This window comes from Blastococcus deserti (genome assembly GCF_042682525.1).
Lineage (GTDB): Bacteria > Actinomycetota > Actinomycetes > Mycobacteriales > Geodermatophilaceae > Blastococcus_B > Blastococcus_B deserti.
In genome coordinates this window covers 1-15,459 of the sequence record NZ_JBHUHP010000009.1, presented here as the reverse complement: position 1 = coordinate 15,459, position 15,459 = coordinate 1, and the positions used below count along the sequence as shown (strand labels likewise).

General features: G+C 69.3%; 11 protein-coding genes. 5 read left to right on the top strand and 6 right to left on the bottom strand.

Annotated elements, in window-relative coordinates; genetic code table 11:
- Window positions 1–10: 10 nt before the first annotated feature.
- The 3 genes from ACFSHS_RS08055 (at window position 11) to ACFSHS_RS08045 (ending at window position 2,853) form a co-directional block, all read left to right on the top strand.
- Window positions 11–1,258 carry a glycosyltransferase family 4 protein gene (locus ACFSHS_RS08055; RefSeq protein WP_376873909.1) on the top strand — a complete coding sequence of 416 codons (1,248 nt, stop codon included), beginning with the start codon at window positions 11–13 and terminating at the stop codon, window positions 1,256–1,258.
- A 125-nt stretch (window positions 1,259–1,383) separates the two neighbouring features.
- On the top strand, window positions 1,384–1,902 hold the full coding sequence (locus tag ACFSHS_RS08050; RefSeq protein WP_376873907.1) for a hypothetical protein: 519 nt from the start codon (window positions 1,384–1,386) through the stop codon (window positions 1,900–1,902).
- Window positions 1,903–1,947: 45 nt separating this feature from the next.
- A complete protein-coding gene (locus ACFSHS_RS08045) occupies window positions 1,948–2,853 on the top strand; it encodes a sulfotransferase family protein (RefSeq protein ID WP_376873905.1) in 906 nt (301 codons plus the stop codon).
- Window positions 2,854–3,082: 229 nt separating this feature from the next.
- Here ACFSHS_RS08045 and ACFSHS_RS08040 read toward each other — a convergent pair whose 3' ends face one another.
- The 3 genes from ACFSHS_RS08040 to ACFSHS_RS08030 all read right to left on the bottom strand — a co-directional run bounded on the left by ACFSHS_RS08040 (window position 3,083) and on the right by ACFSHS_RS08030 (window position 8,235).
- The gene (locus ACFSHS_RS08040; RefSeq protein ID WP_376873903.1) at window positions 3,083–4,363 is read right to left on the bottom strand and encodes an O-antigen ligase family protein; all 1,281 of its coding nucleotides are present in this window, start codon (window positions 4,361–4,363) and stop codon (window positions 3,083–3,085) included.
- 606 nt (window positions 4,364–4,969) lie between these two features.
- On the bottom strand, window positions 4,970–6,367 hold the full coding sequence (locus ACFSHS_RS08035) for a hypothetical protein (RefSeq protein WP_376873901.1): 1,398 nt from the start codon (window positions 6,365–6,367) through the stop codon (window positions 4,970–4,972).
- Between the two features lie 389 nt (window positions 6,368–6,756).
- Window positions 6,757–8,235: a tyrosine-protein kinase domain-containing protein gene (locus ACFSHS_RS08030; RefSeq protein ID WP_376873899.1), complete on the bottom strand. Its 1,479-nt coding sequence runs from the start codon at window positions 8,233–8,235 to the stop codon at window positions 6,757–6,759.
- A 920-nt stretch (window positions 8,236–9,155) separates the two neighbouring features.
- On the opposite strand from ACFSHS_RS08030, the gene ACFSHS_RS08025 reads away from it, so the two are divergent.
- Entirely contained in the window at window positions 9,156–9,383 is a 228-nt protein-coding gene (locus tag ACFSHS_RS08025; RefSeq protein WP_376873897.1) for a hypothetical protein, read from the top strand.
- 103 nt (window positions 9,384–9,486) lie between these two features.
- Window positions 9,487–10,734, top strand: coding sequence for a CDP-glycerol glycerophosphotransferase family protein (locus ACFSHS_RS08020; RefSeq protein WP_376873895.1), 1,248 nt, complete (start codon window positions 9,487–9,489; stop codon window positions 10,732–10,734).
- A 623-nt stretch (window positions 10,735–11,357) separates the two neighbouring features.
- On the opposite strand, the gene ispD is transcribed toward ACFSHS_RS08020, so the two are convergent.
- From ispD to ACFSHS_RS08005, 3 genes are all read right to left on the bottom strand, one after another.
- Entirely contained in the window at window positions 11,358–12,779 is a 1,422-nt protein-coding gene (ispD, locus tag ACFSHS_RS08015) for a 2-C-methyl-D-erythritol 4-phosphate cytidylyltransferase (protein WP_376873893.1), read from the bottom strand.
- Window positions 12,780–12,882: 103 nt separating this feature from the next.
- The gene (locus ACFSHS_RS08010; protein ID WP_376873891.1) at window positions 12,883–14,280 is read right to left on the bottom strand and encodes an alkaline phosphatase PhoX; all 1,398 of its coding nucleotides are present in this window, start codon (window positions 14,278–14,280) and stop codon (window positions 12,883–12,885) included.
- A 76-nt stretch (window positions 14,281–14,356) separates the two neighbouring features.
- A partial coding sequence (locus ACFSHS_RS08005) for an Ig-like domain-containing domain (RefSeq protein WP_376873889.1) occupies window positions 14,357–15,459 on the bottom strand: 1,103 nt, incomplete at its 5' end.

The following is a 15,459-nucleotide window of genomic DNA, read 5'->3' as shown; positions in this document are numbered from 1 at the left end:
GGCAGGACCGATGCGCATTCTCCAGCTGCACAACCACCACGCCGGCCCGGGCGGCGGAGCGATGGAGGTCCTGGCCCACGAGGCCGAGCTCCTCCAGGCCGCCGGGCACGACGTCGACCAGTTCACGCTCGCCCCCACGGAGCAGCTCGGCCTGTCGGGCGTGCGTGCCGGGGCGAAGGCGGTCTGGAACGTCGAGGCCGCGCGCGGGGTCAGGGCGAGAATTGCCGCGTTCCGGCCGGACGTCGTGCACGTGCACACGCCCTTCCCGCTGATGTCACCGGCGGTCTTCCGTGCCGCCGCGGCCGAAGGGGTACCGGCGGTGACGACGCTGCACAGCCATCGGTACTCCTGTGTGGCGGGCACCTGCTGGCGCGACGGGCACGTCTGCGAGGACTGCGTCGGCAGGCGCCTGAAGCTGCCGGGCGTGCGGCACCGCTGCTACCACGACAGTGCCGCCGCGAGCGGTGCCCTGACCCTCGGCCTCGTGACGCACCGCGCCCTCGGCACCTTCCACCGCCAGGTCTCCTGCTACCTGGCCCTCGCCGACTTCTCGCGCCGCCTGCTCATCCGCGACGGATTCCCGGCAGACCGTGTCCTCGTCAAGCCCAACTCCGTCCCGGACCCGGGTTTCCGCGCCGAGCCCCGTACCGACGAACGCCGGCTCGTCTTCGCCGCACGACTGGTCGACGTCAAGGGCGTCGCCACGCTGCTGGAGGCCTGGCGGCAGGTACCGGCCGGGATGAAGCTGGTCATCGCCGGGGACGGACCGCTGCGACCTCTGGTCGAGCAGCACGCGAGCACCGATCCCTCGATCGAGTACGTCGGCTGGGTCGGCGAGGCGAAGGTGCTCGAGCTCATGGCCGGGGCGGAGGCCGTGCTCGTCCCGTCCGAGTGGTACGAGGGGGGGCTGCCCCTGGTCGCCCTGCGCAGCCTCTCGGTCGGCACGCCCGTGGTGGTGACGGACCTGGAGAACATCTGTGCCGACGTGCTGGCCGACGACGTCGGCTGGGCGTTCCCGGTGAAGGACAGTGCAGCGCTCGCCGGAACGCTGGCCGGCCTCGTCGCGGACCCGCGGACCACGCGGGAGCGGCGTCGCCGCGCGCGGGACTCCTACGAGCGCCGGTTCTCCCCCTGGGTGAATTTGGCCCGGCTGGAGGACGTGTACCGCTCCGTCACGGCAACCGGGTCCGGGCCCGGCAGCCAGGCCTTCCGGCACGACCGCTTCAGCTCGGGTGCCCCCATGCCGGGAGGGGACTGACCGGGTGGACGAGGAGCCGTCTTCTGCCGACCGCCGGCGGGTCAGCCGCCGATGGGCCTTCTCCCTGGGTGGAGTGCTGCTAGCCGGCCAGAGCGGATCCGTTTCCGCCGCCACTCCCGACTGACGTGGTCGTCGACTACGTCGACCAGCACGATCGCGAGTTCGGGGTCGCGCCGGTCTGCGCGGTGCCGAAGCACTCCGGCGTGCAGACCGACCGGAGCACCTACTACGCGACCAAGACCCGACCACCCTCTGCGCGGTCGATCAGCGACGCGGCGAGCACGGCGCTGATCGAGTGGTTGCACGCGCAGACCTTCGGCGTCTACGGCGCCCGCGACGTGGACGCCGAGCTGCACTGGCACGGTCATCCGGTGGCGCGCCATCCATCACTCCGGCAAGGGGTCCCAGTACGTGGCAATGCGCGCTACACCCAGCGCCTCGCCGACGCCGGCGCCGTCGCGGAGTACATCGACTGGTTCAACCGCCGACGGCTGCACGGCGAGATCGGCTTCGTTCCACTCGCCGAGTACGAGGACACACCCACTACGTTCACGACCCCACCCCGACACCCGTCGGAGCGTCAATTCAGGCCTCCACTGAATTCGCGCGGGAAAGAACGGCAAGTCGCAGCTTCGCAGTCGTAGCATGTCCACAAACCGCCAATGTTGGCCGCCCACCGGGAGTGCCTTATGGTCGCCCGCACGTCGTTTGGACCCGATGTCGTCATCGCCGGCGCCGCACGCAGTGGCACCTCCGCGCTGGCAGCCCAACTCAGTGTGCACCCGAACATCGATGCCGGGAAGGTCAAGGAGCCGAACTACTTCAGTCGGCACCTGGACCGCGGCGAGCAGTGGTACGAGAGCAACTTCCGAAGTCGCAGCGACAGCGTGCTACGGCTCGACGCGAGCACGTCGTACACCTCGCCGCTGTATCCGCACGCAGTGGAACACCTGGCGACCGTTTCGCCGGAGGCGTACGTCATCTATTCCGTGCGACAGCCCAGCGAGCGTGCACTATCGCACTACCTCCTGCGGCGGCACTACTTCCACATCGATGATGCGCCGACGTTCGGTGAGGCGCTCCGCGACACCTCGCTCTACGTCGACCAGGGCGACTACAGCCATTGGTTGCCACTGCTGAGCAACTCGTTCGGCCCGGAGCGCTTGTTGGTGGTGCCCTTCGAACTGATCACCGCACAACCTCGGCACGCCACCGAGGAGGTCTGTCGGCAGCTTGGAATTGAGTCTCTCCCTGACGCGGCGAAGGAGGGGGAACTGCACCGCAACGCCGTCGTGGAATACCGCAATGAACACATCCGTCGGATTGCCGGGAAGTTTCGCCACAGCCGCGCATATCCCGCGGTGCGATCGCTGGTGGGCGCCGATCGGCTGCGTAAAGCTCGGGGATTGATCACGCGGCCGCCTACTCTGCCGACAAGAGACGAGTCCATGCAGTCGTGCTCGCCCGACCAGCTGACCCAGCTGCAGGCACTGGACAACCGTGCCGGCGAGGCAACGCGCACGTACCTCGAAGCTCAGGATGAGCGTCTGGGACTGCACTGGGCGCCGCTGTCCTTCGCCGCGGCAACGACGTAGCAGCGGGGCGGTCGGCCGAACGTCGGCGCAACCGCGTGAGGTGGGTTCAGGTCCCATCCGGCGACGAACCAGCCGCCACTTCGCGACCTACTACGCCGACGTGACGATGGCCGCGCTCGCAGGAGCTCGACGGCGCCCAACCGAGACGCCGCGGGACAACGCGTCGCCAACCGGAGCTCGACTGCTACGACGCTGCGCCGGATCAGTGGTAGCGGCCATGTCGCCAGGCTCAGACACCGGCGCGCTCCCCTTCAGGGCGCAGTGCGAAAGCGGGTGAAGGGACGGCACGTCGAGCGGCCAGGACGCCAAGCACGAAGCCGAGCGCCAGCCAACCCACCGGCGAGATCTGGCCGCCACCGATGGTCACCATCCGCACCAGCGGTAGGCACAGCGCCGCCGCCACCGGGACCATGGACGGCGGCAGCCGGTCAAGTCGGGCAGCGAGCCACCACAACGTCGCCGCCACTATGCACACGAGGAAAAGGGCCGGTATTGCAGCGAAGACTCCATTGCGCAGCAGAGTGTCGAACACGAGGTTGTGCGTCGACACGCCCACCGTGTCGTAGCCCCCGGTGACCCAATGGTCGGAAACGGCATCGAAGGCATCCCTGTAGTGACCGGTGCGCCCTTCATAGCTAGCGGTGTCGATGAAGAAGCGGTTGTAGATGACCGCGCCGAAACCGGAGACCGCCACCCCACCGAGAGCCACGACGCTGGCCGCCACGATGGCCAGCTGCCGTCCGGACATCTCCCCCCGACGCAGAGTGCGCAGGGCCGCCAGCAGTGGCCACATGATCGCGGCAAGCACCACCGCGCGGCTCATCGACAGCAGGAGCAACACGGTGCCGAGCACTATCGCAAGACGGTGCAGACGCCTCTGCCACCGGGTGGGATTCGCACCCACGCGCATGGCCCAGCTGGAGATCAACATCGAGAGCAGGAGCGCCCCGAAGATCTCGTGCCGAAGGTTGCCCGCGACCTCACCCTCGGCTCGCCCGAAACCCACGAACGCCGACTTGAAGATCTCCTTCTGGAAGATCTCCGGGTCCGCGGCAGCCACGGTCCTGCCCAGCACGGCCACCGGATTGACGCCATTGACCGCCATGGCCAGGCCTAGGCCGATCAGCAGGCTGACGCACAGCACGACCGAGGTCAGCCGGGCGGCGGCAATCACAGCGGTATCTGTCACTCTCAAAGCCCGACAGAAATAGCCTGCGATGGCGACAGCGCCCACCAGGTACAACAGTTGCCTGGCGACAGGCACGAGGGACAGTCCGAGGTACAACTGTGAGGCAGCAATTGCTCCGATCATGTACAGGTTGGCCACCACGAAGGCTGCCCCTGTCTTCAGCGCGGGAGCGTATGTACGGGCTCGGAGCCGCAACAGGAGGTATGCGGTGAAGCCCAAGATGGCCAATTCATGCAGGGAATCCAGACCGAACGGCGCCGCCGGCGCAGCGATCCACTGCAGGGGAAGGAGTGCGAACAGGACGAGCAGGGCGGCGCTCACCGGAGACCACCGGAGAGCCGAGCCCCCGACGGCCATGGCGGCACGTCACCTGAGATGCCGAACCCGTCAGGCAGCGTCCGCACGCTGGAGGCGTAGAAGCCCATCCGCGGATGCTGCCACAGATGGTGCCGGTTCTCGGCGCGGCGGCGCCTCCTTCTCGAGGCCCTCGACCGGGTCCGCTCATGGTCCGGGCCCGCGTGCCCGAGCCGCGTGCCCTCATGTACCGGCACGTGCCGTACGCACGCTTGCCCGGGTCCCGCAGGATGACCACGAACCGCGTCTCCGTGTTGATGCGGCGGATCCCCTCGACGGCCAGCGGCGTGGTACGGCGTCGGCAGCGACCCATCGCCGATGGCGAAGGGGCCACTCCACCCGAGAACGGCCCGTGAAACGCATGGCCGTCCGTCACCGCCGTCCGGTTGGCTTGGGGTGACGCGGCAAGAAATCAGACGGGGGGGCGCGAGCGGGACAGAGGCGACGAAACCGTATGCCCCGGCCACCCCGCCCGACATGACCGCCGATACCCCGACGACATGCTCGTTGAGATGCACGTGGCTGGTGCGCCCACGAGCCGCGCAGCCTTGCGGGCTACCGGTGGCGGTCGTCTCAGCCGAGTTCGACGATGACGAGGTCTCCGGCGACCTCGACGGTGATCTCGGTTCGCGGTGGTTGAGTGCGAACCGGCACGTCGCTGTAGCGGGGGACGTACACGGCCGCCGGCCGAGGCGTGCGCAACTGGACCCTGACCGATGCCGCCGGAACATCGAAGCCACGCCCCCTGTAATACTGCGACTCCACCTCGACATCTCGCCACAGCAGCAGGTAGTGCCGCCCGTCGCGCTTGTACGCGACCAGTCTCTGCAACCGATGACTGGACCAGATGTCTGCCTCGAGTGGCTGTGTCCGAGGTCGTTGTCCACGATCGTCCATGAGTCGCAGGAAGCGTTGAGTCGCGAAGAACTCGGGCTTGCGTCGCCAGTTGTCCGGGCTGGCGTCCGAACGTGAGTCGGGAACCGCGACCAGACCGTAGTGGGCTTCTGGATCGCTCGTGAAGTTGATGCTCTGCTGTGTCTCGGTGTTTATCGGGTCAGGGTCGTCCAGCAGCTCGAAGCGGCCGTAGATGCTGCCGCGCTTGAAGAAGTCGCATATGCCACGGACAGCGTAGGTAGCGGCCGCTTCCTCGCTGACCGTGGCTCCTCTGTTGGTTGCTCGAGAATCGTTGTAGCCAGTCTCCGTGAAGAACCAGCGGTCCGCGTGGGGAAAACATGGGCGCAGAATCTCGAGATGTCTGTCGATGTTCTTGGTGGGGCTGACCCCCCGGTTGTACATGTGGGCGTTGCCCCAGTCACTCCAAGCGGACAGATCGCCCAAGAGGCGCGCGCGCTCCGGTGTGACGTCGGTGCGCGTCGATGGACCGACCACGGGCACGCCGTCGAAAGCGCGGTCGGAGCGAACGCGTTCCCACAGGATCCGCTGCATCAGGCGTGCGTGGGCCGCCCACTGAGGATCAACCTCGCCGTTGACCACCGAACCGTCGACCTCGTTGCAACCGCCGAGGGAGTGCAGCAACGACCCCAAGCCGTCGAGCCTTGGGCCGTAGAACTCGGTGAAGACCTTCAATGCCGCGTCGGTCGCCTGCTCCGCACGGGGCCAGTCCGCCAGGGTCGCTACTGTCGCGTGCCAACGCACTCCGGACGCCGCCAGCCTGATCTGCATCGCGCGTTGCTGTTGGGCTCCGAGTGACGAGCCCGTCGCCACGCGCTCGCGGACTGTTCGGACGCCCAAGTCGGTGATGAGATCGAAGACCGCATCGGCGTACTGGTACACCGACTTGGCATAGAACGACTTGATATTGATGGCATAGTTCTCGCACAGGTCGTCGGACCAGTGCGCACGCAAGCTGGAAGTCGGCTCACGACGAACTGGTGCGTCCCCTGCCACGACTGCAGCAGCTGCTGCAATGCCAGCGGTCAGGACGGCACGTCGAGACCACTTGGTCGTCATCTCCCCGTCCTTGGTCATCAACACCGCGTCGTCGGCCTGGTCTCCGGGCAATTCTACCGGCCGGGCAGTGCGAGCCCGGCGTCTGCGGCCCTTCGCCTGCAGCAGACCTACGTGTCGCAGCGTTGCGTCGTGAGGATCCTCCAGCTGCACAATCGCAACGAAAGTCTTGGCGGGGTCATCGACGTGCTGCGCACGAGTCCTGGCTGCTCACCGAGGCCGGTCCCAATGGCGGCGCCTACAAAGGCCGAAACGTCGTCGAGCGCTCGTTCACCGCAGTCAAGAACGTGCGCAATCCGGCCACCGCCACGACGAGTTCGCGGTATCTGCGGCGGCGACGTCCTGGCCCCCATCATCACCCGGCTCCGCGCTTTCCGCAGATGCGCCATGGGCTATGGGGATTGACGAGGCGACGCGAATTTCTCAGCACCATAGGTGCGGGCGCCATCACGGTCGGCGGGCCGCCTGGCGAGGTCCTCTTCCGCGTCGTCGAACGAGGCGTCCAGCAGCTCACCCTGCCGGGCGGCCATCGTCCCCGTCGCACGTGCGCCTCTCCGCCGAGGGACGTCGCAGACCACGATGCCGCCGACCGTCCCACCCACCTGTTCGATGCGCTCGATCGCAGCCGCCAGCTCCTCCTTGCGGGAGACGTCACGGCGCACCACCAGCAGGGTCAGATCGGCGCTGCCGACGATCTCGAGGGTGTCGACGACAGGTAGCACCGGGGAGCTGTCGATCACTACGAGGTCGAAGGTTGCGCGCAGCTCAACCAGCAGACTCGCCCAGCGGGGGGCGGCCATGAGCTCTCGGGACCGAGAGGTGGCGCCTCGGGAGGGAAGGACACGTAGTCGCTCGAGGTCGGTGCGCACGAGAGCGCCCTGCAGCCGCGCCCGCACGTCAGAGCTGTCGGTCAACGTCTCGATGACACCGGGACCAGGAGGTAGCTCGAACAGTGAGTCGACGCCGCCGTCGCGAAAGTCTGCGTCGACCAGCACGACGTGGAGCCCGGCTGAGGATGCGGCGACGGCCGTGTTGACCGCTGTCTGGGTCTTGCCCTCCGCGGCGGACGCGGACGTCACCAGCACGACTCGGCCACGATCATGCTGCCCCGCTCGCGGCGGGATCTGAGACAGTCGGTACCGGAGGGTGGCCGCCAGCATCCGGTACGCCTCGCTGGCTTCGGACTCCGGTGCGCTCAGCGTCACTGGGGCGCGGCGGATCGCCCGTCGGCCATGCGGGATCCGCCCGAGGACGGGGCGCCGGGTTGCTGCCACTGCATCGCGCTCGTCGCGCACCGACTGGTCGAAGTAGTGGCGCAGGAAGGCCAGCCCGAGGCCCAGCAGCAGCCCGAGCGCGCCCGCGAGAGCCATGGTGGGGGTCACCCGGGGGGAGGCCGGACTTTCCGGCGGCGTCGCAGGGGCGAGGATTTGAGCGGTCTGGACGGCGCTTCTCGCGCGACCGTCCAGGTACTGGTCGGACAGGGCATTGGCGATGGCGGCGGCCTCACTCGGGTCATGCCGCGTCGCTGTGATCCTGAGGACCGACGCCCCAGTGGGGTCCGGCTCCACCGCCACGGAGTTGACCAGGTCACCAGGTGCCTCATCGAGTCCGAGGGAACCGATGACCTTGGACACGGAGTCGACCCCGGTTACCGCCCGGGCCTCGGTTGCCACCTGGTTCTCGGTCAGCCCGTTCCCCGGCCCGGTGGGCGCACCGAGCAGCACCTCCGCGGTGGCGACATAGCTCGGCCTCGCCTGGCTGACGTAGAGCCAGCCGAGAGCGAGGCAGACGAGCACTGTCGCGACGATGACGTACCAACGCCGACGAAGCACTCCCACCTGATCACGCAACTGTATGAGCTCGTCGCTCATCGCTCTCCTCCACCACACCTCAACATGAGGACCCCCGTAAGCATCGCCGCGCTGCGCCACCAGCCTGCGTGCAGACATCGCCCCTGGAGGGCGAGGGGCCAAGCTAACGCACCGACAACCGCCGGGGGCAGCCTCGGCGCATGGCCCCGAGCGATATCTCTGCGCGGACTCGGTGACTGACGACGACCATGGTCTGGCGGAATGGCTGGCCATCGCCTCGGGACGCCGTACGCCGAAGGCACGGTCCTACCGCGCCCATCGACGCCGACCGCTGGGCGATGACGGAGGGGACGCTGCGGCTGGGCGCCGGCAGCAGCAGCTCGTTCGACGGCGGTTGCATGTCCTGGGGGCCGATCCCTGCCACGTGAGCGTGACCGTCGATCCACGGACCGGTGACGCCGACCCCGACCGCACGGAGGCGCTGGTCGGCTTCAGGGCCAGCGCTGCGGCGCGTCGGGTCACCGTGCTGCAGCCGTACCAGGACCACAACGCCCGCGTTCCGGCGGTCGTCCACGACGACGGCCGATCGGACCCGCGGGACCGCATCGATGTCCCGATCCCTCGGGCCGAGGCGTCCCGGACTGCCTGCCGGGCGTCCGACGCTCGCCATCCGGGCATCGGACCATCACGCACCGTGTCGACCCTCCGCCATGACCGGGGCCGGGCCCGCCCGCCGAGGAAGGACCACCATCGGGAGCCACTTTCTCCTAGAGCCTCACCCCCGACATCTGCGGTCGGCTGCCGTTCACGTCCCGGGCGATCGCGGCGGGACGTGGTCAGGACTCTGGCCTGCAACACGGGGGTAGTCGTGAACTTCAGGGAGATCATCTCTGCACTCGGGGTCGCCTGGTGGCTGCCGGTCCTGGGGCTGATCCTCGGGGGCTCGGGTGCACTCGTCCGGGGTCAGCAGATCGGACGTCGTGCCGCGCCGGGAGGTGTCGAGCACCGACGCCGGTCACGGCCAGCCCGACGCACCAGAACGCCGGCACGAACTGGGAACCGGATCCCCCGTGCCCTACGTGCCGGCCGGACCGGCGGACGGGGGCCCGCAGGCGATCCACGAGCGCGACAACCAGGTCGCCGTCGGGCGACGGCTGCCGCCAGTGCCGGGCACGACGGTCCACAGCAACGGGCACTGCGAGCGGTGAACGCCCGCAGTCGCTTCGCGGTCGGCGACGCCTCGGGCGGGCGAGCCGGACCGAGCGTTCCGATTCCCGCGGGTCGACCACGACAGGAGAGGCAGGAGGCAGCGTGACGATCAGCGCGAAAGCACGACTCTGGACCTCGATCGTCCGGCCGCTGCACCGGCTCCTGAGCCTGCCCCCGGCATCCCCGCGCAGGGTCTGCGTCAGCGGGCACCCGGATCACGAGGAGAACAGCCTGATGGCCGCGATCCTGCTCGCGGAGGCCGGATCCCTCGAGGTGACCCTCCTGGCCGAGGACCCGCCGGACGCCCGGCGGTATCTCGGGGTGCTCAACCGGAGCGGTGCGCCCATCGAGGTCGTCGACAAGCAGTCGCTCCGCGGTGTGCTGCGGGCCAGCAGGGCCGGGATGCTCCTGGTCACCCACGGGCTCTACGGATCGCCCGACCTCACCGCCCGCAAGCTGGTCGTCAACATGTGGCACGGCTTCGGCCCCAAGGCGACCCGGGCATCGACGTCCCTGCGCAATCCCGTGGTCGCCACCGTCATGACCTGCAACTCACCGGTCTGGGCCGCCGCGGCGACGCGGGAGCTCGGCTCACCGGACACGAAGCTGATCCGGACGGGGAATCCACGGCAGCTGGCGTGCCGCACGGCACCGGACCCGTCGTTGTTCGACCGCCTGGGGCTCCGGCCCCGCTCGTACGTGCTGTGGATGCCCACCTTCCGGTCGTCCACGTCCGTGACCGGTCGGAGCTGGCGGGATGCTCCCACGTTGTCGAGCCGATCGCCCGACGGCGAGGTCCCCGGCGCCACGGAGACGCTGGCAGGACTGGCTCGGGACGCCGGCGTCGAGGTCGTCGTCAAGCCTCATCCAGCCGACGCCGACCGCTTCGAGCGGAGCGGACTGCGGGTTCTCACGACCGACGAGATATTCCGCGCCGGCATGAGCCTGTACCAGTTCATCGGGGCGTCCGCGGCGATGATCAGTGACTACTCCAGCGTATGGGTCGAGTACCTCGACCTCGACCGCCCCCTCCTTCTCTACTGCCCGGACATCTCGGAGTACCTGACGGGGCGCGGGCTCAACGAGCCGTACATGACCGATGTGGCGCGCGAGCTGATCACCGACGAGCCGGCGGTCGTGGCGGCCTTCCTGGAGCGCGTGCGAGCCGGCGGCGACTGGCGCCCGGAAGCACGCGCCGCCACGCGGACGGCACTGGGACTGGACGGGCTGGAACTGGACAGGGCCGCCATGACCGATGCTCTCCTGCAGGAGCTGGCCGCCTTCGAGCGCAGCCGCGGCCGCGGTCGGGAACGAACCCGAGGTGCGCCCACCAGCGCCGTGTCCGGGTAGCCGGACGAGACGACCCGGGTCCACGAACCCGGTGGAGGCGGCCGTGCCGACGACGGACCGGGACATGCCGGCTGCCACGGGCCTGCTCGTCTACCTCGCGACGCTGCCCCGCAGTGACAGGTCCCCGTGGACACGCCGGTGAGGATCCTGTGGCTCCTCCATCTCGAGCGGTGGCCCTCCTCCTGATGGCACCGCCGACTGCGGCGAAGATCCGAGCCACGAGGCGCGAGCCAGTGCGATCACGAGCCTGCCGCCCGAGGAGTAGGGCTTTCCGGATCCTGCTCGGCGGGGGGCACTGCGGGCTCTCGACGCCCATGCCGATCCTCGATGCCGTCATGGCCGCATCGCAGCGGCTGGCCGTCAGAGCCGCCTCCGTGGTGGTGGTGGTGGTGCGCCCGTTCACGGCTGGGGCGGCCTGCTCCAGCTGGTGGAGTGAACCGCCTTCGGACTCGTGCTGGCCGCGGAGACCCGGCACCGGATGGAGGAGGCGCCGCTGCGGCTTCGCCTGCGCGCGCCCGGAGCGGGACGGTGGTCGGTGGTCCGCTGACGCCGGACCGCCGTCTCGGTCAGCATGTCCGCTCCGACACGAGGTCCTGGAGCGGCGGAGAGCTCGGCGGGGTCCCTTACGCGTCCAGCGCCCCGGTGACGTCCAGTCCCATGCCCTGCCGGACGTCGACGACGTGTCCGGTCAGCGAGGACGTGAGAACCTCGAGGGAGGCCTGGGCCACCGCGCGGGGATGGAGCAGGCTGTCCGGAGCCTCCGCTCCGAAGGCCCGGGTACGCATGGGAGTGGCTGTCCGTTCCGGGTTGATGCAATTGACCCGGATCCGGTCAGGGGCCCACTCGTCCGCCAGGGCCTGCGTCAGGTTGACCGTGGCTGCCTTCGCCGAGGAGTAGAGGCTGTATCCACTCCGGCCGCGCGTGTGCGAGCTGGACGTGAAGAGCAGCAGGGAACCACGCGACTCCCGGAGATGCGGGTAGAAGGCCTGCGCGATGGTGATGGGAGCGAGGTAGTTGACCTCGGTGGCCAGGTACACCGTCTCCTCACTGGTCGAGGCCAGCGGCCCGATCGGGAGCATCCCGGCGGCGTTGACGACGTAGTCGACGCGGCCGAACTCCTGCAGCACCTGCTCCAGCGCACGGTCGATGTCATGCTTTCGTTCGACGTGCGTGCCCGTGGTCGACCGGCTGAAGGACCTCACCTCGGCTCCGTGTGACGCTGCCAGATCGGCGATCTCCGCGCCGATGCCGTAGGCGCCACCGAACACGACCACGCACCGGTCGCGGAGGGCGGCACGCAACTGGTCGACCGAGCGCGGCTCGGGCGACGGCGTGGTGTGCAACTGGAACAACCGGTCGGCGAGGAAGACGTCGATCGGCTGCGTGATCTTCAGGTTGCACTCGTCACCTGGCACGACGGCGATCGGTACGCCGGGGCAGTAGCGGAGCACGAGGGTGCAGTCGTCCGTGGCCGTCGAGAAGGTCGCGTCCGCAGCCGCTCGGCGATGGGCCCGCCGGATGACGGAGAGCTTGAAACCCTGCGGTGTCTGTCCACGCCGCAGGAGGGCACGCGGCGGCACGTCCCTGATGAGCCGCCCATCCGGCCCGTCCACCTCGACGATTGTGTCCGCGGACGGGATGGCGGTGTCCACCGCCTGATGGGTCTCGAGCGCCCGGACGCAGTCGGCGATGATCTGCTGGCTCACGAGGGGCCGCACGGCGTCGTGGAGGAGGACGTTGCACTCCTCGTCGCCCAGCGCCTCCAGCGCTTTCGCGGTGGTCCCGTTCCGGGTCTCGCCGCCCTCGAGGACCTGGGTCACCTTCGGATAGGCGCCGGGCCTCAGCACGTTCCGGATTGCGTCGAGATGCCCCGGCGTCATCATGACGATGATCTCGTCGATGACCTCCGACGCCTGGAAAGCCGCGATCGTGTGCTCGATGATCGGCTTTCCCGCAACCCTGATCAACTGCTTGGGAACGTTGAGGCCGACGCGTTCACCGGTACCCCCGGCCAGCACGACGGCCACCGTTCGGTGAGCACTCATGGACGCCTTTCCTGAGCCATCGGAACTCCTGCAGCAGGCGGTGTGAGTCCGGAGCGAGAGGCTCTCACTTCGGAAAAGCGCTGGGAAGACGTCACGGCGTGCCTCATGACCCGTCCGTTCGACTCAACTCGTCGAAGGGTCCGCGGATCATGAACGTGTACCCCGGACCTTGCAGATTGGCGAAGAGGCTCTGCCCGTCGGCGGAGAACACCGGGCCGCAGAACTCCTCGTCGGCGTCCTCGGCGACGTTGCGCCGGGCGAGGAAGAACGTCTCGCCGGTGACCGTGGCTCCGAGCAGGTGGACCGCACCTCGGCCGTCCTCGGCGATGATCACCCCGCCGTGCGGGGAGACCGTGATGTTGTCGGGGCCGTCGGGTTCGACGTCGGTCTCATCGGCCACTCCGAAGCGCAGCTGCAGCGTCAGCGTCCCGGCGCGCGGGTCGAGGTACCAGACCTGCCCGTCGTGCGGATGCACGCTGCCGTCGCGGGTCCGGGCGTAGGAGGAGACGACGTACGCACCGTCGTCGGCCCACCACATGCCTTCGAGCTTGCGGCCTCGGGTGATCTGGTCGTTGCGGAACTGCCGGCGTACCGACAGCTGCTCGGCATCGCGGTCGGGAACCGGCACCCAGTCGGCGCGGTACGTGGTGCCCACGTCGGTGGCCTCGGACAGGTCGGGCACGTGCCGGCCGTCGTCCGTCGACGCGCGAAGCGCCTCCAGAGTCCCGGCGTCGTCGGCCAGCCGCCGGAGACTCCCCCGGCCCAGAGGGCGAACGTCGGCCGGGGCGGTCCAGCGGTAGAGGCAGCCGTGCGGCTCGTCCGCGTCCTCGGTGAGGTAGAGGACGTCCTCCGCGGGATCCACGACCACCGCCTCGTGCGCGAACCGTCCCAGCGCCTTGATGGGCTTGGGGTCACGGTTGGCGGCCTCGTCGAAGGGGTCGACCTCGAACACGTAGCCATGTCGCCGGTCGCGGGCGTTCTCGGTCTCCTCGCAGCTCAGCCACGTCTCCCACGGAGTGCGGCCACCGGCGCAGTTGTCCTCCGTCCCGGCCAGGCTGACGTAGTGCCGCACCACCGTGCCATCAGGATCGACGACGAGCGTCGTCGTGCCACCCCCTGCCGCTGGGTCGTACACCAGGCCACCGACGTGCGGCACCCGATACCGCTCGTTACCGCCCACCTCGTGGTTGAGGACCAGCACGGTGCCCGGTCCGTCGCGGCGCGGGAAGGCTGCTGCGCCATCGGGATCGGACGGGGCGACGTGACCCGACTCGAGCAGGGTGACACCCTGCTCCGCCAGCACGCGATATCGGAAGCCCTGGGGAAGGTCGAGCAGGCCGTCCGAGGTCAGCAGCGGGCCTACGCCGGCCGACGCCTCGGCGCCGAAGACCGCACGGCAGCCACCGACGAGGACGATCCCGGCTCCCGCGGCAACTCCACCGAGGAACTTCCGACGGGAGACCGCCGCTCCGACCGCGGACGGCTCGGGCGAAGGGGACATGACACCTCCGATGCATTGTTCGCTGGGCCCAGCCATCACGGACCGGCCACGCGCTCCGCGCGACGTCGGCCGGCTGTCACGCGGCCGTGGTGAAGCTCCAGGTGATCGTCGTGGCCAGGGGGTTGCCCGCGAGGTCTGCCACACCGCCCACGCCTCCACTGACCGTCACGGTGTACCGGGTCTCGCCGGCCAGGGGCTGGTCGGGATTGAGGATCCACTTGTTGGTCGTGCTGCTGCGGGTCACCGACGCGACCACCGCCGGCCCGCCGTCGGCCGGCGTGAGGGTGAAGGTCGTGGTGGTGACGTTCTGCACCGGCTCGCTGAAGACCATCGAGACGTTCGCCGTGCGGCTGATGCCCGTCGCGTTGACGCCCGGGTACCGACCCGTCGGCGTGGGGGCGGGGCCGGTCAGGAACTCCCAGGTGTCGTCGGCCGCCAGGGTGTTGCCGGCGGAGTCCCGGATGCCGGTGGTCAGCGTGGCCCGGTAGCGGGTGTCGGGAGCCAGGTTGGCGTCCGGGTCCAGGGTGGCGACGAGGCTGGTGGAGTTGAAGGTCACCACGGCGGCGACCGACTGGCCCGTCGCGACGTCCGCCAGCGTGAACGTGCTGCTGTCGACGTTTCGCACCTCGGTGCTGAAGGTCGCGGTGACATTCGTCGCCACGCCGATGCTGTGGGCGCCGGGCGCCGGGGACCGGTTCGTCACGACCGGCCCGCTGCTCGTGGCAGCCGCGGTCGTGAAGCTCCAGCTGGTGGGCGCGAGGGCGTTGCCCGCGGCATCGGTGATACCGCTGGTCAGTGCCGCCGTGTACTGGGTGTTCGCGGCCAGGTCCGCGTCCGGGTCGAGGGTGGCGACCCGGGTCGTGCTGTCGTAGGCCACGGCGGCGCCCACGGCGGCCCCGCCGGCGGTGGGCGCCAGGGTGAACGTCGTCCCGCTCACGCCGGTGACGTCTTCGCTGAACGTGGCGGTCACGTTGTCGCCCACCGCGACCCCGGTGGCGCCGGACGCCGGGCTGGTCGACGTGACCGTCGGCGGCGTCGTGTCGCCACCCCCGCCGGCAGCCGCGGTCGTGAAGCTCCAGCTGGTGGGGGCGAGGGCGTTGCCCGCCGCATCGGTGATGCCGCTGCTCAGCGTCGCGGTGTACTGCGTGTTCGCGGCCAGCTCCGCGCTCGGGTCGAGCG

Excerpts from the sequence above, each read along its gene's own strand:
- ispD (WP_376873893.1), bottom strand. The coding sequence starts at position 12,779 with ATGAGTGCTCACCGAACGGTGGCCGTCGTGCTGGCCGGGGGTACCGGT.
- ACFSHS_RS08030 (WP_376873899.1), bottom strand. The coding sequence starts at position 8,235 with ATGAGCGACGAGCTCATACAGTTGCGTGATCAGGTGGGAGTGCTTCGT.
- ACFSHS_RS08035 (WP_376873901.1), bottom strand. The coding sequence starts at position 6,367 with ATGACGACCAAGTGGTCTCGACGTGCCGTCCTGACCGCTGGCATTGCA.
- ACFSHS_RS08055 (WP_376873909.1), top strand. The coding sequence starts at position 11 with ATGCGCATTCTCCAGCTGCACAACCACCACGCCGGCCCGGGCGGCGGA.
- ACFSHS_RS08010 (WP_376873891.1), bottom strand. The coding sequence starts at position 14,280 with ATGTCCCCTTCGCCCGAGCCGTCCGCGGTCGGAGCGGCGGTCTCCCGT.
- ACFSHS_RS08045 (WP_376873905.1), top strand. The coding sequence starts at position 1,948 with ATGGTCGCCCGCACGTCGTTTGGACCCGATGTCGTCATCGCCGGCGCC.